17 protein-coding genes are annotated in these 15,484 nt (G+C 37.7%); all 17 read right to left on the bottom strand.

Features of this window, described 5'->3' with window-relative positions; genetic code table 11:
* Positions 1-5: 5 nt before the first annotated feature.
* The 17 genes from xerC to ftsY all read right to left on the bottom strand — a co-directional run bounded on the left by xerC (position 6) and on the right by ftsY (position 15,472).
* Complete coding sequence (xerC, locus tag B5P42_RS25445; protein WP_078175468.1) at positions 6-905, bottom strand: tyrosine recombinase XerC; 900 nt, start codon at positions 903-905, stop codon at positions 6-8.
* Between the two features lie 71 nt (positions 906-976).
* Positions 977-2,281: an FADH(2)-oxidizing methylenetetrahydrofolate--tRNA-(uracil(54)-C(5))-methyltransferase TrmFO gene (trmFO, locus tag B5P42_RS25440; protein WP_002066796.1), complete on the bottom strand. Its 1,305-nt coding sequence runs from the start codon at positions 2,279-2,281 to the stop codon at positions 977-979.
* A 48-nt stretch (positions 2,282-2,329) separates the two neighbouring features.
* Complete coding sequence (topA, locus tag B5P42_RS25435) at positions 2,330-4,408, bottom strand: type I DNA topoisomerase (protein ID WP_002088184.1); 2,079 nt, start codon at positions 4,406-4,408, stop codon at positions 2,330-2,332.
* A 144-nt stretch (positions 4,409-4,552) separates the two neighbouring features.
* Entirely contained in the window at positions 4,553-5,422 is an 870-nt protein-coding gene (dprA, locus tag B5P42_RS25430; RefSeq protein WP_002014531.1) for a DNA-processing protein DprA, read from the bottom strand.
* 88 nt (positions 5,423-5,510) lie between these two features.
* Complete coding sequence (gene sucD / locus B5P42_RS25425; RefSeq protein WP_000115186.1) at positions 5,511-6,413, bottom strand: succinate--CoA ligase subunit alpha; 903 nt, start codon at positions 6,411-6,413, stop codon at positions 5,511-5,513.
* A gap of 19 nt (positions 6,414-6,432) precedes the next feature.
* Positions 6,433-7,593 (bottom strand): ADP-forming succinate--CoA ligase subunit beta, encoded by a 1,161-nt coding sequence (gene sucC / locus B5P42_RS25420; protein WP_002014529.1) that lies wholly within the window; start codon positions 7,591-7,593, stop codon positions 6,433-6,435.
* A gap of 193 nt (positions 7,594-7,786) precedes the next feature.
* Complete coding sequence (locus tag B5P42_RS25415) at positions 7,787-8,560, bottom strand: ribonuclease HII (RefSeq protein WP_002014527.1); 774 nt, start codon at positions 8,558-8,560, stop codon at positions 7,787-7,789.
* Positions 8,561-8,615: 55 nt separating this feature from the next.
* A complete protein-coding gene (ylqF, locus tag B5P42_RS25410) occupies positions 8,616-9,506 on the bottom strand; it encodes a ribosome biogenesis GTPase YlqF (protein ID WP_113735509.1) in 891 nt (296 codons plus the stop codon).
* 20 nt (positions 9,507-9,526) lie between these two features.
* On the bottom strand, positions 9,527-10,078 hold the full coding sequence (gene lepB, locus B5P42_RS25405; protein WP_002066791.1) for a signal peptidase I: 552 nt from the start codon (positions 10,076-10,078) through the stop codon (positions 9,527-9,529).
* A gap of 100 nt (positions 10,079-10,178) precedes the next feature.
* Positions 10,179-10,523: a 50S ribosomal protein L19 gene (rplS, locus tag B5P42_RS25400; protein ID WP_002014524.1), complete on the bottom strand. Its 345-nt coding sequence runs from the start codon at positions 10,521-10,523 to the stop codon at positions 10,179-10,181.
* A 146-nt stretch (positions 10,524-10,669) separates the two neighbouring features.
* Entirely contained in the window at positions 10,670-11,404 is a 735-nt protein-coding gene (gene trmD, locus B5P42_RS25395) for a tRNA (guanosine(37)-N1)-methyltransferase TrmD (RefSeq protein WP_002014522.1), read from the bottom strand.
* Entirely contained in the window at positions 11,404-11,919 is a 516-nt protein-coding gene (gene rimM, locus B5P42_RS25390) for a ribosome maturation factor RimM (RefSeq protein ID WP_002014521.1), read from the bottom strand. The genes trmD and rimM overlap by 1 nt, the downstream gene beginning before the upstream one ends.
* Positions 11,920-12,040: 121 nt before the next feature.
* Positions 12,041-12,268: a KH domain-containing protein gene (locus B5P42_RS25385; RefSeq protein WP_002088196.1), complete on the bottom strand. Its 228-nt coding sequence runs from the start codon at positions 12,266-12,268 to the stop codon at positions 12,041-12,043.
* A gap of 14 nt (positions 12,269-12,282) precedes the next feature.
* Complete coding sequence (gene rpsP / locus B5P42_RS25380) at positions 12,283-12,555, bottom strand: 30S ribosomal protein S16 (protein WP_000268750.1); 273 nt, start codon at positions 12,553-12,555, stop codon at positions 12,283-12,285.
* A 100-nt stretch (positions 12,556-12,655) separates the two neighbouring features.
* Positions 12,656-14,005 (bottom strand): signal recognition particle protein, encoded by a 1,350-nt coding sequence (ffh, locus tag B5P42_RS25375; protein ID WP_002014519.1) that lies wholly within the window; start codon positions 14,003-14,005, stop codon positions 12,656-12,658.
* A gap of 12 nt (positions 14,006-14,017) precedes the next feature.
* Positions 14,018-14,350: a putative DNA-binding protein gene (locus B5P42_RS25370; RefSeq protein ID WP_000891061.1), complete on the bottom strand. Its 333-nt coding sequence runs from the start codon at positions 14,348-14,350 to the stop codon at positions 14,018-14,020.
* A 132-nt stretch (positions 14,351-14,482) separates the two neighbouring features.
* Positions 14,483-15,472 (bottom strand): signal recognition particle-docking protein FtsY, encoded by a 990-nt coding sequence (gene ftsY, locus B5P42_RS25365; protein WP_002088200.1) that lies wholly within the window; start codon positions 15,470-15,472, stop codon positions 14,483-14,485.
* Positions 15,473-15,484: the final 12 nt, after the last annotated feature.

The following is a 15,484-nucleotide window of genomic DNA, read 5'->3' as shown; positions in this document are numbered from 1 at the left end:
GCAATTTATGCCCGCGGGTGATGCTTCATGTACACAGAACGCAATCTTTCTTTAGAGACATGCGTATAAATTTGTGTGGTTGACAAATTCTCATGACCTAATAGCTCCTGCACAGTACGTAAATCCGCTCCTTCATCTAACATATGTGTAGCAAATGTATGCCTTAACATATGGGGACTTATCCGCATTGTAAGTGAAGCTTTCTTAATGAGTTCGTTCAAAACATAACGTACACCCTGATCTGTTAACGGCTTACCTTTCGCATTTAAAAATACCATATGAGATTGTTCTTCAGTCTTTTGAGCTAACTGTTTTCTCCCGTTCTCTATATAAGTAATTAAAGCATCTTGTGCATAGCTTCCGAACGGAATATATCTTTGTTTTTTCCCTTTTCCCATCACTAAAATTGTTCCCACTGCAAAGTCAATGTCGGTAAGTTGCAAATTAACGCATTCGCTTACACGAATCCCAGTTGCATACATCAACTCTAATAAAGCTTGATTCCTTTGACCTAATGGCGCCCCTGTATCAGAAACTTCAAACAATTCCTCTAACTCTTCAGCATATAAAAACTTTGGGATTGACAATTCTTTCTTGGGAAGTGACGCAAGTGCAAACGGATTATCTTTTTGATAACCTTCACGCATCAAAAAACGATATAAACTTCGTAAGCTTGATACTTTCCTTGCGACAGATTTACGGGCTAACTTCTGATCGTGCAACGTCGTCAAGTATAAACGAACATCCGCGTATGTAACATCTAAAAAAGAGGATATGCCTTCTCGCTCCATAAATTGCACAAAATGTTCTAAATCATTTTGATAACTTGCAATTGTATATTTTGAATAATTTCTTTCAATTTGTAAATATCCAACGAATAATTGTAACAATTTCTTCACATTCACATCCATATAATTCACCTCAATAAAGGCTACTAAATCGTATCACAACTTAGTAGCCTTTGCAAGAAATTTAATTAAATATTTACAAAATTTTGAATTGTTTCCAAAGCACGTGTAGCATATGCTTCATTTCGCTCTTGTTTCTTTTTAATTTTCTTCTCTAACGGTGTAAATAAACCAAAGTTTGCATTCATTGGCTGGAAGTTTTTCGCATTTGTCGCAGTAATATAATTTGCCATACTTCCCATTGCAGTTACAGGTGGTAATACAACTGGCTCTTCACCTTGTACAAGTCGAGCAGCGTTAATACCCGCTAATAATCCTGATGCTGCTGATTCAACATAACCCTCTACACCAGTCATTTGACCAGCGAAGAATAAATCATCACGTTGTTTATATTGATATGTTGGACGAAGTAAATTAGGCGAATTAATAAACGTATTACGATGCATTACACCATAACGTACAATCTCTGCGTTTTCTAGTCCTGGAATTAGCTGTAACACTTCTTTTTGTGGCCCCCACTTTAAATGTGTTTGGAAACCTACAATATTATATAATGTTCCTGCTGCATCATCTTGACGTAACTGAACAACCGCATACGGTGTTTTCCCTGTTTTCGGATCTTCTAACCCAACAGGCTTCATCGGTCCAAATACTAACGTCTGTCTTCCTCTACTTGCCATAACTTCTACTGGCATACAACCTTCAAAGAAAATTTCTTTTTCAAATTCTTTTAAAGGCACTGTCTCAGCAGCAATTAAAGCCTCATAAAAACGATCAAACTCTTCTTCTGTCATTGGACAGTTTAAATATGCCGCTTCACCTTTATCATAACGGGATTTTAAATATACTTTATTCATGTCAATGCTGTCTTTCTCAACGATTGGCGCTGCAGCATCATAGAAATAAAAATAATCTTCACCTGTTAGTTTTTTTAATTGTGCAGAAAGATCCGGAGACGTAAGTGGACCTGTCGCAATAACAGTTGGTCCCTCTGGAATTTCAGTGATTTCCTCATTCATTACAGTTACGTTCGGATGATTTTTCACATATTCAGTCACTTTCGCCGCGAATTCATGACGGTCTACAGCTAAGGCACCTCCTGCTGGTACAGAGCACTCATCAGCTGCACGAATAATGACAGAATCCATTAGACGCATTTCTTCTTTAATAACACCAACAGCATTTGTCAATGTGTTTGCGCGAAGTGAGTTACTACATACTAATTCAGCAAATTTATCTGTATGATGAGCTGGTGTTTGCCTTACTGGTCTCATTTCATATAATTTTACTTGGACACCACGCTTTGCAATTTGGTAAGCTGCTTCGCTTCCTGCAAGACCTGCGCCAATGACGTTTACTACTTGTGTTGTCATATATATCACCTTTCCTTTTCTTCCCGAAAAAAATGTGAGCAGTTACGCTCACATTTGTTGTTCTTCTTCATAATCACACGAAATACATTGTACTTGCACGCCTTTTTTTAACTTTTTCTCTACGAGCATACCTTCACACTTCGGACATTTACGACCAATCGGCTTATCCCAAGATACAAAGTCACATTCTGGATACGTACCGCATCCGTAGAAAAGGCGTTTCTTTTTATTACTACGGCGTTCAATAATTTGCCCTTTATCACACTTCGGACAAGTAACACCGATTTCTTTTACAATCGGTTTTGTATTACGACATTCCGGGAAATTTGAACAAGCCATAAACTTCCCATATTTACCCATTTTAAAGACCATCGGGTGACTACATAATTCACAGTCTTCCCCAGCTGGTTCATCTTTAATTTCCACTTCACGCATTTCTTTTTCCGCTTTTTCTAAGCGCGGTTCAAATCCTACGTAGAAATCATCAACAATTTTCACCCAATTTGCATTTCCTTCTTCTACTTCATCAAGGCTTTGCTCCATATTGGCAGTAAATTCAATGTTAATAATTTCTGGGAAAAACTCTAAAATAAGTTCGATTACTATTCCACCAAGCTCAGTCGGAACGAAGCGTTTATTATCTAAAGCAACGTATCCTCGTTTTTGGATTGTTTCAAGTGTCGGTACATAAGTAGACGGTCTCCCAATTCCAAGCTCTTCAAGTGTTCTTACTAGACGAGCCTCTGTGTAACGCGGCGGAGGCTGTGTGTAATGTTGCTTTGGTTCTATATCTTTTGAAAATACAGTTTCACCTACTTCTAACGGTGGCAACATCTTATCCTTTTCTTCCGCACCATCATCTTTCGACTCTACGTACACTTTCATAAATCCTGGGAACTTTACAACTGATCCACTTGCACGGAACTGAACATTGTTATTAATGAGTTTCGCTGTAACAGTATCCATTATAGCAGATGCCATTTGACTTGCAACAAATCGCTCCCAAATCAGTTTATACAAACGGAGTTGATCACGACTTAAGAAACTTTTTAGTTCCTCTGGCTTTCTCATTACCGAAGTAGGACGAATCGCCTCATGCGCATCTTGTGCTTTCGACTTTTTCGTTTCTTTCCTCTTCTCTGTTCCTATGTATTCCGCACCAAACGCCTCAGTAATGTAATCACGAGCCTCTGTTTGAGCTGTTTCTGAGATACGTGTTGAATCAGTTCTCATATACGTAATAAGACCTACAGTCCCTTGTTTTCCAAGATCTATCCCTTCATACAGCTGCTGTGCAAGCATCATTGTTTTCTTTGCTCGCATATTTAACTTACGCGCTGCCTCTTGTTGCAAGGAAGATGTTGTAAACGGTAATGCAGGGTTACGCTTTCGCTCTTTTCGCGTTACATTTTCAACCGAAAACGCATTGTCTTTCATCTTTTCGATTATTTCGTTCACTTGTGCTTCGTTCGTTAATTGAACTTTTTCACCATCTACACCGTAAAAGCTTGCTTCAAATGTGTCTTTCCCTTTCACAAATTCTGTTTTAATTGTCCAGAATTCTTCAGGTTCAAAACTTTGAATTTCTTTTTCACGTTCGATGATTAAACGAACTGCTACAGATTGTACGCGTCCTGCACTTAATCCTTTTTTTACTTTCTTCCATAATAAAGGACTAATATTGTAACCAACAAGACGATCGAGTATACGCCTTGCCTGTTGTGCATCTACTAAATCCATATTAATTGCACGAGGATATTTAAATGATTCTTTTATTGCATCTTTTGTAATCTCATTAAATACAACTCGGCAATCTGATTCAACGTCCACATTTAACGTATTTGCTAAATGCCAAGCAATTGCTTCTCCTTCACGATCCGGATCGGCCGCGAGATAGACTTTCTTTGCTTTTTTTGCCGCTGATTTTAAATCTTTTAAAACGGGACCCTTACCACGAATGGTAATATACTTCGGAGTGAAGTTATTCTTTACTTCTATCCCCATTTGGCTTTTAGGTAAATCGCGGACATGTCCCATGGACGCGACGACTTTGTATTTTTTCCCTAAATATTTTTCAATGGTCTTCGCCTTAGAAGGCGACTCCACGATTACGAGGTAATCTGACATGCTAGTGCCTCCTTAAGAGGTGGATTCAAGTCTTCATCAATCTTATTGATTTCTCTTGTTTTTGTCAATCAAGAATGAATATACCATACAGCGACAATCTACCATTTGTCAATAATTGTTTAATAAAAACATAAAAATATATGGTTAATTTAAAATTTCTTCAAGGATATCCTCCGCATTTCTTACTAGCTTGGCGCCTTGTTGAATTAGATGATTCGTTCCTGCTGCACTCTCTATAAATATAGGTCCAGGAAGCGCAAACACCTCTCTATTTTGTTCTAGCGCAAGGTCTGCAGTAATAAGGGATCCACTTCTCGTTTTTGCTTCTACAACTAAAACACCTTTACTTATACCGCTAATAATTCGATTTCTTTTTGGGAAATACCATTTTTTCGGCACATAATGGGGCGGATACTCTGTCAATAACAATATATAATCTTTCCACGTGTCATATAAACCTCTATTCTCCTTTGGATACATATAAGATAATCCGTGTCCTAATATTGCAATGGTCGGGCAATGCTGCCTTACTGTAACTTCATGAGCAATTGTATCTATCCCTCTTGCAAACCCACTAACAATAAGCCATTCTTTTTCAAGTAAAGGTTGTAAAATAAACTTCATACTCTCCTTACCATATAAAGACGGTTCTCTCGTTCCAACAATCGCTAATTTATTTACTTTATTTAGAAAATCTCTTTCTCCTTTTCCGTATAAAACAAAAGGGGGATCTTGTATTTCTCGCAATAATTGTGGATAGTCCTTATCCCATATTGTTATATAAAATATTCTCTTTTTTTCTAACTGGGATACATATTGTTGGAGATTTGAAATTTGAAGAAAATTTACTAGTTCTAAAGATTTTTTCGAGGATATTCCAGCGTAATATTCAAATTGTTTCGGACTAAAAGTGTATATTCCCTTCAGTTCCGGATCAACATATAGTAGTCTCTCCATCGCCTTCCAATGATCCGCCAACATGTAATGAAGGTGCAATAAACGTTCTCTTTTCATCTCAATTCTCCTTACCCATAATTTTGATTATGTAAACAAAAAATGTGTAAAAAGACACCCTCTAATAAGAAGGTGTCTTTCAAAAAGATTAGTAGTTTTTACAAGTCTCAAATAATCCCTTTTCTTTTAAAACAGAGATTAATGTTTCACCCATAACAGCTGGTGTTTCCGCTACTTTAATACCACAAGCTTCCATTGTTTTAATCTTTTCAGCAGCAGTTCCTTTGCCGCCAGAAATGATCGCCCCAGCATGACCCATACGTTTGCCTTCAGGCGCTGTTTGACCACCAATGAAGCCTACAACTGGTTTTGTCATATTAGCTTGTACCCATTCTGCTGCTTCTTCTTCTGCCGTACCGCCGATTTCACCAATCATAATTACAGCATGCGTTTCTTCATCTTCATTAAATGCTTTTAACGCATCAATAAAGTCCGTACCGTTAACAGGGTCTCCCCCGATACCTACAGCAGTAGATTGGCCAATACCTTCTTGCGTTAACTGATGTACAGCTTCATACGTTAATGTACCAGAGCGAGATACGATACCAACATGACCTTTTTTGTGAATATATCCTGGCATAATACCAATTTTACATTCGTCAGGTGTAATGACACCAGGGCAGTTTGGTCCAAGTAAACGTGTATGTTTACCCGCCATATATCTCTTTACATTTACCATATCTAATACAGGGATTCCTTCAGTAATACATACTACTAAATCAATCTTTGCATCAACAGCTTCCATAATTGCATCAGCCGCAAAAGCGGGTGGAACGTATACAACTGAAGCGTTTGCGCCTGTTGCTTTCACAGCATCTTCTACTGTATCAAATACTGGTACGCCTTCAATATCAGTGCCACCTTTACCTGGTGTTACACCACCTACAATTTTCGTACCGTATTCAATCATTTGCTTTGTATGGAATAACCCTTGAGAACCTGTAATACCTTGAACAATAACTTTTGTATCTTTATTAACTAATACGCTCATTTTTCTCCCCCGCTTTCTATTAGCCCACTAGTGAAACAATTTTTTGTGCACCGTCTGCCATAGATTCTGCTGCAACAATATTTAAACCAGACTCATTTAAAATTTTCTTTCCTAGCTCTACGTTTGTACCTTCAAGACGTACAACTAAAGGCAACTCAAGGCCTACCTGCTTCGTCGCTTCAATAACACCTTCTGCGATAACATCACACTTCATAATGCCACCAAAAATGTTAACGAAGATACCTTTTACATTTTTGTCAGAAAGGATAATTTTGAATGCTTCTGTAACTTTTTCAGCTGTTGCGCCGCCACCAACATCTAAGAAGTTAGCTGGGTCACCATGGTAATGTTTAATGATATCCATTGTAGCCATTGCTAAACCTGCACCATTAACCATACAACCGATATTTCCATCTAAAGGAATGTAGTTTAAGTCATATTTAGAAGCTTCAATTTCTTTTGAATCTTCTTCTTCAAGATCACGAAGTTCTAAAATATCTTTATTGCGATATAACGCATTAGAATCAAAGTTTAATTTTGCATCTAACGCCATAACTTTACCGTCACCTGTTGTAACAAGTGGATTAATCTCAGCGATAGAGCAATCTTTTTCGATAAACGCACTGTATAAGCCCATCATAAACTTCACAGCTTGTCCTACAAGTTCTTTTGGAATATTGATGTTAAACGCGATTCTACGCGCTTGGAAACCTTGTAAACCTACTGCTGGATCAATATATTCTTTAAAGATTTTTTCAGGCGTTTTTTCTGCTACTTCTTCAATTTCTGTTCCACCTTCTTCAGATGCCATTAAAACAACTTGAGAAGTTGCACGATCTAATACAAGACCTACATAATATTCTTTTTTAATATCGCAACCTTCTTCGATAAGTAAGCGTTTTACTTCCTTACCTTCAGGACCTGTTTGATGCGTCACAAGTGTAGTTCCTAAAATGCTTTCTGCATATGTACGAACTTCTTCTAAATTTTTCGCAACTTTTACACCGCCAGCTTTGCCGCGTCCACCAGCGTGAATTTGCGCTTTAACTACACATACTTCCGTTCCTAATTCTTTCGCTGCTTCTACAGCTTCTTCTACTGTAAATGCAACCTTCCCGTTCGGAACGCTAACCCCATAGCTTCTAAGGACTGCCTTACCTTGGTACTCATGGATATTCATGGTCCCATCCTCCCCTGTTTTCCTGTTTTACTCGAAAAGTTTTTTAATGTTTAAAAAACATTACATTGCCATTGTATAAGATGATTGGCACGCTGTCTACAATAAAGTGTCAGAAAACTGAAATCGCTTTATTCTTTTTCGAAAATAATAATGTTTATATACCAAAATAAAAAATAAGCTGTGAATATACAGCTTATTTTTGAATCATATCTTTAATTGGCGCGAATGATTTTCGATGTTCCTCTAATACTCCATGTACTTCAATCGCTTCTAAATGCTGTTTCGTCCCATATCCCATATGTTGTTCGAATCCATATGCAGGATACTTTCCTCCTAACTCTTTCATCATGCGATCTCTCGTCACTTTCGCAATAATAGATGCAGCTGAAATAGAGACACTTTTCGCATCACCTTTAATGATTGATGTTTGCGGAATTGATGTAGGAAGCTTCATCGCATCGATTAATAAATATTCTGGTGTACATGATAAATTAGCAACGGCATCTAACATCGCTTGCTTCGTCGCTTGATAAATATTTATTTCATCAATAACTTGTGGTGATATAATTCCAACTCCAATCGCAATTGCATGCTCTTTAATTTCATCATAAAAACGCTCACGTTTCGCTTCACTTAATTTTTTCGAGTCATTTAATCCTGGAATATAAAAATCTTCTGGAAGGACGACAGCCGCCGTCACAACCGGTCCTGCTAACGGCCCACGACCCACTTCATCAATGCCAGCAATGTATGTGAGCCCTTTTTCACGTAACTCATTTTCGTACTTTGACATTTCTAGAAATTTTTCTCTTTCTTTTTGCGCTAACTCTTTTTGTTTATACCACTTCAAAATTAGTTTTTGAACACCTTTTCGCTCATCTTTCACTAACATTTGAAAACGCTCGTCTTCTTCATTCATAATTTCTTGCAGCAAACATTCCGCTTCATGAATAGTCATTTTTTGCATCTATTTACACTCCTTTTAAACGTAACCAAAAAGAAAAGACGTACAAACGCACGTCTTATACTTCTTCTACTTTTTCCGCATCTTCTATCTGCTCTGCAAACTCTTCTGGTGTTTCAAATGTCATTTTTCCAAATCTTCCACCACGAAGCTCACGAAGTATAAGCTCAGATGTTTTATCATAATCAATCATTCCGCCGCCCATTAAGCAACCTCTATTTTTTCCAATTGCATCAAATAACTCCACAATTTCTTCTGGAATGTCATTTAAATTATATCGCTCTTTTAAACGTTCTGGATAATGTTTTTCCATAAAACGTAACGCATAAATAGCTACATCCTGTAGATTTAATATAGAATCTTTAATTGCACCAGTCGTCGCTAAACGAAGACCAACTAATTCATCTTCAAATTTAGGCCACAAAATACCTGGTGTATCTAATAATTCCATTTCTTTCCCAACTTTAATCCACTGCTGGGCCGTTGTCACACCAGGACGATCTCCTGTTTTTGCTATATTCTTCTTCGCTAATTTATTAATTAGTGTAGATTTACCAACGTTTGGAATACCTACAATTAAAGCACGAATTGCTCTTGGTCTAATGCCTTTAGCAACCATTTTATCGAATTTTTCTTTGACAAGAACTTTACAAGCTGCTGCAATTTCTTTCATACCTTGTCCAGCTTGCGCATTAATTGAAATTGCCTTTTGACCTCTTTCATCAAAATATGCAATCCACTGCTTTGTAAGACGATCATCCGCCATATCCGCTTTATTTAAAACAACAAGCCTTGGTTTATGTGTAATAATTTCATCAATCATTGGATTACGAGAAGATAAAGGTAATCGAGCATCTACAAGCTCAATTACAACATCAATTAACTTTAATTTTTCTGTTACTTGGCGTCTAGCCTTTGCCATATGTCCTGGGAACCATTGAATTACCATGTTGCCACCTTCTTTTTCTTTTATTTCACAATACGTGCATCTTTTAACGGCCAATATAGCATATTTGCTTTACCAATCACTTGGTCCATTGAAATTGTACCAATCGAACGGCTATCTTTACTAAAACGACGATTATCGCCTAAAACAAATAATTGACCTTCTGGAACAGTTTTCTTTCCTGTCATTTCTTCAAGAGTAAAATCATATGTAAGCGGTCCGTCAGCAAGTTGTTTTTTCTGCTTATCTAAATACGGCTCCTCATAAGGTTTCCCGTTAACATATAGTTTATCATTACGGTATTCGATTTCGTCGCCTGGCAGGCCAATAATACGCTTAATATAATCTTTTTCTTCCGTCGCTCGGAATACAATAATATCAAAGCGTTTCGGATCACCTATGTGATAGCCAATTTTATTAACAATCATTCGATCACGGTCATGTAAAGTCGGCGACATCGATACACCGTCTACGAGAATTGGGGCAAAGAAAAACTGTCTAATTACGCCCGCTAATACAACAGCAATCAAAATTGCTTTGATCCATTCCCAAAGTGAGCTCTTCTCTTTCTTCATGCTTTCCCCTCCACTGTTATGTAAGCTGCTCGTATTATACCAAAATTTCATATAGATTGGAAAAAGGGAGCTTGTGTATTTACAAGCTCCCATACATGTCTTATCGAATTTCTTTAATACGTGCTTTTTTACCGCGAAGGTTACGTAAGTAGTATAACTTAGCACGACGTACTTTACCACGGCGAAGTACTTCGATGTTCGCGATTCTTGGCGTGTGAACTGGGAATGTACGCTCAACACCTACACCGTAAGAAATCTTACGAACTGTGAATGTTTCACTGATTCCGCCACCACGACGTTTAATTACAACACCTTCGAAAAGCTGAATTCTTTCACGAGTTCCCTCAACTACTTTTACGTGTACACGTAAAGTGTCTCCAGGACGGAATGAAGGAAGGTCAGTTTTCAATTGGCCTTTTGTGATTTCTGTGATTAATTGTTGCATATTAAATTCTCTCCTTTAAACAGATGCTCTTATAAAGTCTTATTAAATTACAGCGGAACATCGTTAATACGGCTACTGATTTCAGTAGCACAAATGTTATAATAGCATATTGCTAGGACTGTTGCAATAGAAAATATATCAAGCCCTTATCGGTCTTCTTTAATCTGTTCCAGCCATTTCTCTTCTTGCTTAGATAATTCTCGTTCTTCCAGTAAATCCGGTCTACGTGTGTACGTACGACGTAGTGACTCTTTATGGCGCCATTCATCAATGTTTTTATGATTTCCTGACATTAGTACATCCGGTACCTTCATACCACGAAAATCAGCAGGACGTGTATAATGTGGGTGTTCTAACAAACCTGTGCTAAAAGAGTCTTCCACTTGTGACGTTTGATTCCCAAGCACTCCTGGCAAAAGACGTACAACACTGTCAGTGACTACCATAGAAGCCAATTCTCCACCCGTTAATACGTAATCCCCAATAGAAATCTCATCTGTTACAAGATGCTCACGAATTCGTTCATCGTATCCTTCATAATGGCCACATACAAAAATAACATGCTCTTCTCCAGCAAGCTCTTCTGCCTTCTTCTGCGTGAAACGCTCTCCTTGTGGACACATTAAGACGATTCTCGGCTTACGGTCTGTTTCCTTCGTTAACTCTTCTACTGCGTCAAAGATAGGCTGTGGGGTTAATACCATACCAGCGCCCCCACCATACGGATAATCATCTACACTATTATGCTTACTAGTTGTATACTCACGAAAATTGACAACACGAAGCTCTACCGCTTCTTTTTCTTGTGCTTTCTTTAAAATTGAAGAACCAAATACACCCGTAAACATATCTGGAAACAATGTTAAAATGTCAATTTTCATTATAGTAGCCCTTCCATTACATGAATGGTTACTAATTTATTTTCAATGTTAACTTGAAGTACAACGTCATCAATATAAGGAATTAACAAATCTTGACCCTTTGGACGTTTAATCACCCAAACGTCATTCGCACCAGGAGATAGAATCTCTTTGATTGTTCCTAACGCTTCTCCTTCTTCCGTTACAACGTTGCAACCAATAATTTCATGGTAGTAGTATTCACCTTCAGCTAGTTCGCCTAACTGCTCTTCTGGTACTTTTATTAAAGAACCTTTTAACTTCTCTACTTCATCTACATTGTTGTATCCTTCAAGTGTTAATAAATCAAATGTCTTATGTTGACGATGAGAAGTTACCTTCACTGTAAGATAGTCTGTACCTTTCTCATCCCATATGTATAACGTGTTCCCTACTTTATATCGCTCTTCTGGAAAATCAGTACGAGAAATAACACGAATTTCTCCTTTTACGCCATGAGTATTTACAATTTTCCCTACATTAAACCATTTTGTCATAAATAGTATGTCACCCCTGGTTTCTATATAAATTAAGCATTTCCATTTTATATATGGAACATGCAATTTCTCTTTAAATGTTAAAAAAGGGAGAGGAAATAACTCCTCGCCCTTTTTACGTTTATTGAATTTCCAGTGTGACGTTCTCATCATTATGATGTCCCACTGAATACAAGAGCATTCTAATCGCTTTCGCAACTTTCCCTTGCTTTCCAATGACTTTTCCAACATCCTCAGGATGTACAGTTAATCGATACTTTATTTCTCCGTTGCAAAGTTCCTGTGTAACTTTTACATCTCCAGGATGATCCACAAGAGGTTTAACAATTGTCTCGACTAACATTTTCATTGTCATTGCCTCAATTACTTACCTTGTTTAGATAAGTGGAATTTCTCCATGATACCTTGGTTAGAGAAAAGGTTACGAACTGTATCAGATGGTTTAGCACCATTTCCTAACCATTTTAATGCTGCTTCTTCGTTGATCTTAACTTCCGCTGGTTGAGCAACCGGATTGTAAGTACCGATTTCCTCAATGAAACGTCCGTCACGAGGAGAACGAGAATCTGCAACAACTACACGATAGAAAGGAGTTTTTTTAGCTCCCATACGTTTTAAACGAATTTTAACTGCCATTTATAAAGCACCTCCGAATTTATTTCACACAGATAATTATATTAGCAAAAAGACTATTGCTTTGTAAAGTATTTTTTCTTAACAGAGCCATCTTTTTTCCTTACATGAATGGAAACTTCAATCCACCTAGTCCTTTTTTCTTACCTTTTTGCATTCCCGTCATCGTCTTCATCATTTTTTTCATATCATCAAATTGCTTGATTAGACGATTGATTTCTTGTACCGTTGTACCGCTACCTTTGGCAATGCGCTTTTTACGACTAGCATTGATTATTTCCGGTTGTTCTCGTTCTACTTTAGTCATAGAACGAATAATTGCCTCAATATGACCAATTTGTTTTTCATCAACTTGTGCATTTTTCAGCCCTTTAATTTTATTTGCACCAGGAAGCATTCCTAACAATTCGTCAAGCGGTCCAAGTTGACGCACTTGTCCAAGTTGTTCTAGGAAATCGTCAAGCGTAAACGAAAGCGTACGCATTTTTTGCTCAAGTTCTTTTGCTTTCTCTTCATCAACTGTAGCTTGCGCTTTTTCAATTAATGTTAAGACGTCGCCCATCCCTAAAATACGGGATGCCATACGTTCTGGATGGAACGCTTCAATTGCATCTAGTTTTTCACCCATACCAGCAAATTTAATTGGTGTATTTGTTACAGCCTTAATAGATAATGCCGCACCACCGCGCGTATCACCATCTAATTTCGTTAATACAACACCTGTTAATCCTAACTGTTCATGGAAACTTTGTGCTACATTTACCGCGTCTTGTCCTGTCATCGCATCGACAACAAGGAAAATTTCATCCGGTTTCGCAACTTCTTTGACTTTCGCTAATTCACCCATTAGTTCTTCATCAATATGCAGGCGACCCGCTGTATCGATTAAAACGTAATCGTGATGATCTTCTTTTGCTTTCGCAATCGCTTGTTTCGCAATTTCAACCGGACTTACTTGATCTCCTAAGGAGAAAACAGGCATGTCCAATTGCTTCCCTAATGTTTCAAGCTGTTTAATCGCTGCTGGACGGTAAATATCCGCTGCAACAAGCATCGGTTTACGATTATGCTTTTTACGAAGCAAATTTGCAAGCTTACCTGTCGTCGTTGTTTTACCCGCACCTTGCAGACCAACCATCATTATAACAGTAGGTGGCTTATTAGCAACAGCAATTTTGCTTTGCTCTCCGCCCATAAGTTCTGTAAGTTCTTCCTGTACGATTTTAATTACTTGTTGTCCAGGTGTCAAACTTTTCATTACATCTTGTCCGACAGCACGCTCAGACACACGCTTTATAAAATCTTTTACTACTTTAAAGTTAACATCCGCTTCTAAAAGAGCTAGACGAACTTCTCTCATCATTTCTTTTACATCGGCTTCAGAAACTTTTCCTTTGCCGCGGATTTTTTGCATTGTCTGTTGAAGTCGGTCGGCTAATCCTTCAAATGCCATATTGCCGCCCTCCTAATCTAATTTTTCGATAGCTTCAACAACTTGTTTCATTTCTTCATTTACATGCTCTTCTTCGCTGATTAGCTGTTTTAGCTTTGCAACAAGTCGCTGTCGCTCTTGAAACTTTTGAAGTAATACTAATTTATCTTCATATTCTTCAAGCATCGCTTCAGTCCGTTTAATGTTATCATACACGGCTTGGCGACTTACATCAAATTCTTCCGCAATTTCACCAAGAGATAAATCATCTAGATAATAAAGCGACATATAACTTCTTTGTTTTTGCGTTAACAACGATTGATAAAAATCAAATAAATAGTTCATTCTCGTTGTTTTCTCGAGCATGTTGGATCATCCTTTGTTAAGTGATTTCCCTTTACATGACTTAGTTTACATGGAGTATAAAAGAGTGTCAAGTTTTTTTCTTAACATCACATATTTTTATAAAAAAAGAAGCGGAAATACCGCTTCTTTCCCTTACACTTCTTCTGTTTCTACTACGTTCGCAAACAAACCATAAACATATTGTTCTGGATCAAACTGTTGCAGATCATCCATTTGCTCTCCTAGCCCAACAAATTTCACCGGAACATCCATTTCGTTACGAATCGCTAAGACGATACCACCTTTAGCAGTTCCATCTAACTTCGTTAAAACAATACCAGTAACATTCGTGGCTTCACGGAATGTTTTCGCTTGACTTAAACCATTTTGCCCTGTTGTTGCATCAATAACAAGTAATACTTCATGAGGAGCCCCTGGTACTTCACGCTCAATTACGCGCTTCACTTTCTCTAACTCATTCATTAAGTTTACTTTATTTTGTAAGCGTCCCGCTGTATCACATAGCAATACATCCACTTTACGGGCCTTTGCCGCTTGTACAGCATCATACATAACAGCCGCTGGATCAGATCCTGACCCTTGTTTAATTACTTCTACACCAACACGATCGCCCCATACTTCTAATTGCTCAATCGCCCCAGCACGGAATGTATCTCCTGCCGCCAATAGGACAGACTTACCTTCTGATTTAAATTTATGTGCAAGCTTACCAATCGTCGTCGTTTTCCCCACACCATTCACACCAACAAATAAAACTACTGTTAATTGATCCTCTTGTATATTAACTTCATTACTAAAATCGCTGTCACCTTTGTAAATTCCCACTAGCTTTTCAGAAATAACAGCCTGTACTTCTTTCGGATCTTGAATGTTACGACGTTGCACTTCTTCTTTCAACTGATCAATTAATTCCATCACTGTCGAAACTCCGACATCCGCACTAATTAAAATTTCTTCTAATTCTTCAAAGAAATCTTCGTCTATTTTGCGGTAACGGTACACTAAGTCATTTACTTTATCAGCAAATGAATTTCTCGTTTTTTCTAATCCTTGTTTAAACTTCTCTGTTACCGTATCCGTTTGTTTTGAAATTTTTTCTTTTAATTTTTTTAAAAAGCTCATACTTCCCATCCT

Source organism: Bacillus sp. SRB_331 (genome assembly GCF_003264175.1).
In the GTDB taxonomy this organism is placed as follows: Bacteria; Bacillota; Bacilli; order Bacillales; family Bacillaceae_G; genus Bacillus_A; species Bacillus_A mycoides.
The sequence above is the reverse complement of the archived record's forward strand: the minus strand, read 5'-3'. Positions and strand labels throughout refer to the sequence as shown.

What these genes read in the sequence shown, in the direction of transcription:
- trmFO (WP_002066796.1), bottom strand. Translation starts at nt 2,281, where the DNA reads ATGACAACACAAGTAGTAAACGTCATTGGCGCAGGTCTTGCAGGAAGC.
- topA (WP_002088184.1), bottom strand. Translation starts at nt 4,408, where the DNA reads ATGTCAGATTACCTCGTAATCGTGGAGTCGCCTTCTAAGGCGAAGACC.
- dprA (WP_002014531.1), bottom strand. Translation starts at nt 5,422, where the DNA reads ATGAAAAGAGAACGTTTATTGCACCTTCATTACATGTTGGCGGATCAT.
- sucD (WP_000115186.1), bottom strand. Translation starts at nt 6,413, where the DNA reads ATGAGCGTATTAGTTAATAAAGATACAAAAGTTATTGTTCAAGGTATT.
- sucC (WP_002014529.1), bottom strand. Translation starts at nt 7,593, where the DNA reads ATGAATATCCATGAGTACCAAGGTAAGGCAGTCCTTAGAAGCTATGGG.
- B5P42_RS25415 (WP_002014527.1), bottom strand. Translation starts at nt 8,560, where the DNA reads ATGCAAAAAATGACTATTCATGAAGCGGAATGTTTGCTGCAAGAAATT.
- ylqF (WP_113735509.1), bottom strand. Translation starts at nt 9,506, where the DNA reads ATGGTAATTCAATGGTTCCCAGGACATATGGCAAAGGCTAGACGCCAA.
- lepB (WP_002066791.1), bottom strand. Translation starts at nt 10,078, where the DNA reads ATGAAGAAAGAGAAGAGCTCACTTTGGGAATGGATCAAAGCAATTTTG.
- rplS (WP_002014524.1), bottom strand. Translation starts at nt 10,523, where the DNA reads ATGCAACAATTAATCACAGAAATCACAAAAGGCCAATTGAAAACTGAC.
- trmD (WP_002014522.1), bottom strand. Translation starts at nt 11,404, where the DNA reads ATGAAAATTGACATTTTAACATTGTTTCCAGATATGTTTACGGGTGTA.
- rimM (WP_002014521.1), bottom strand. Translation starts at nt 11,919, where the DNA reads ATGACAAAATGGTTTAATGTAGGGAAAATTGTAAATACTCATGGCGTA.
- B5P42_RS25385 (WP_002088196.1), bottom strand. Translation starts at nt 12,268, where the DNA reads ATGAAAATGTTAGTCGAGACAATTGTTAAACCTCTTGTGGATCATCCT.
- rpsP (WP_000268750.1), bottom strand. Translation starts at nt 12,555, where the DNA reads ATGGCAGTTAAAATTCGTTTAAAACGTATGGGAGCTAAAAAAACTCCT.
- ffh (WP_002014519.1), bottom strand. Translation starts at nt 14,005, where the DNA reads ATGGCATTTGAAGGATTAGCCGACCGACTTCAACAGACAATGCAAAAA.
- B5P42_RS25370 (WP_000891061.1), bottom strand. Translation starts at nt 14,350, where the DNA reads ATGCTCGAGAAAACAACGAGAATGAACTATTTATTTGATTTTTATCAA.
- ftsY (WP_002088200.1), bottom strand. Translation starts at nt 15,472, where the DNA reads ATGAGCTTTTTAAAAAAATTAAAAGAAAAAATTTCAAAACAAACGGAT.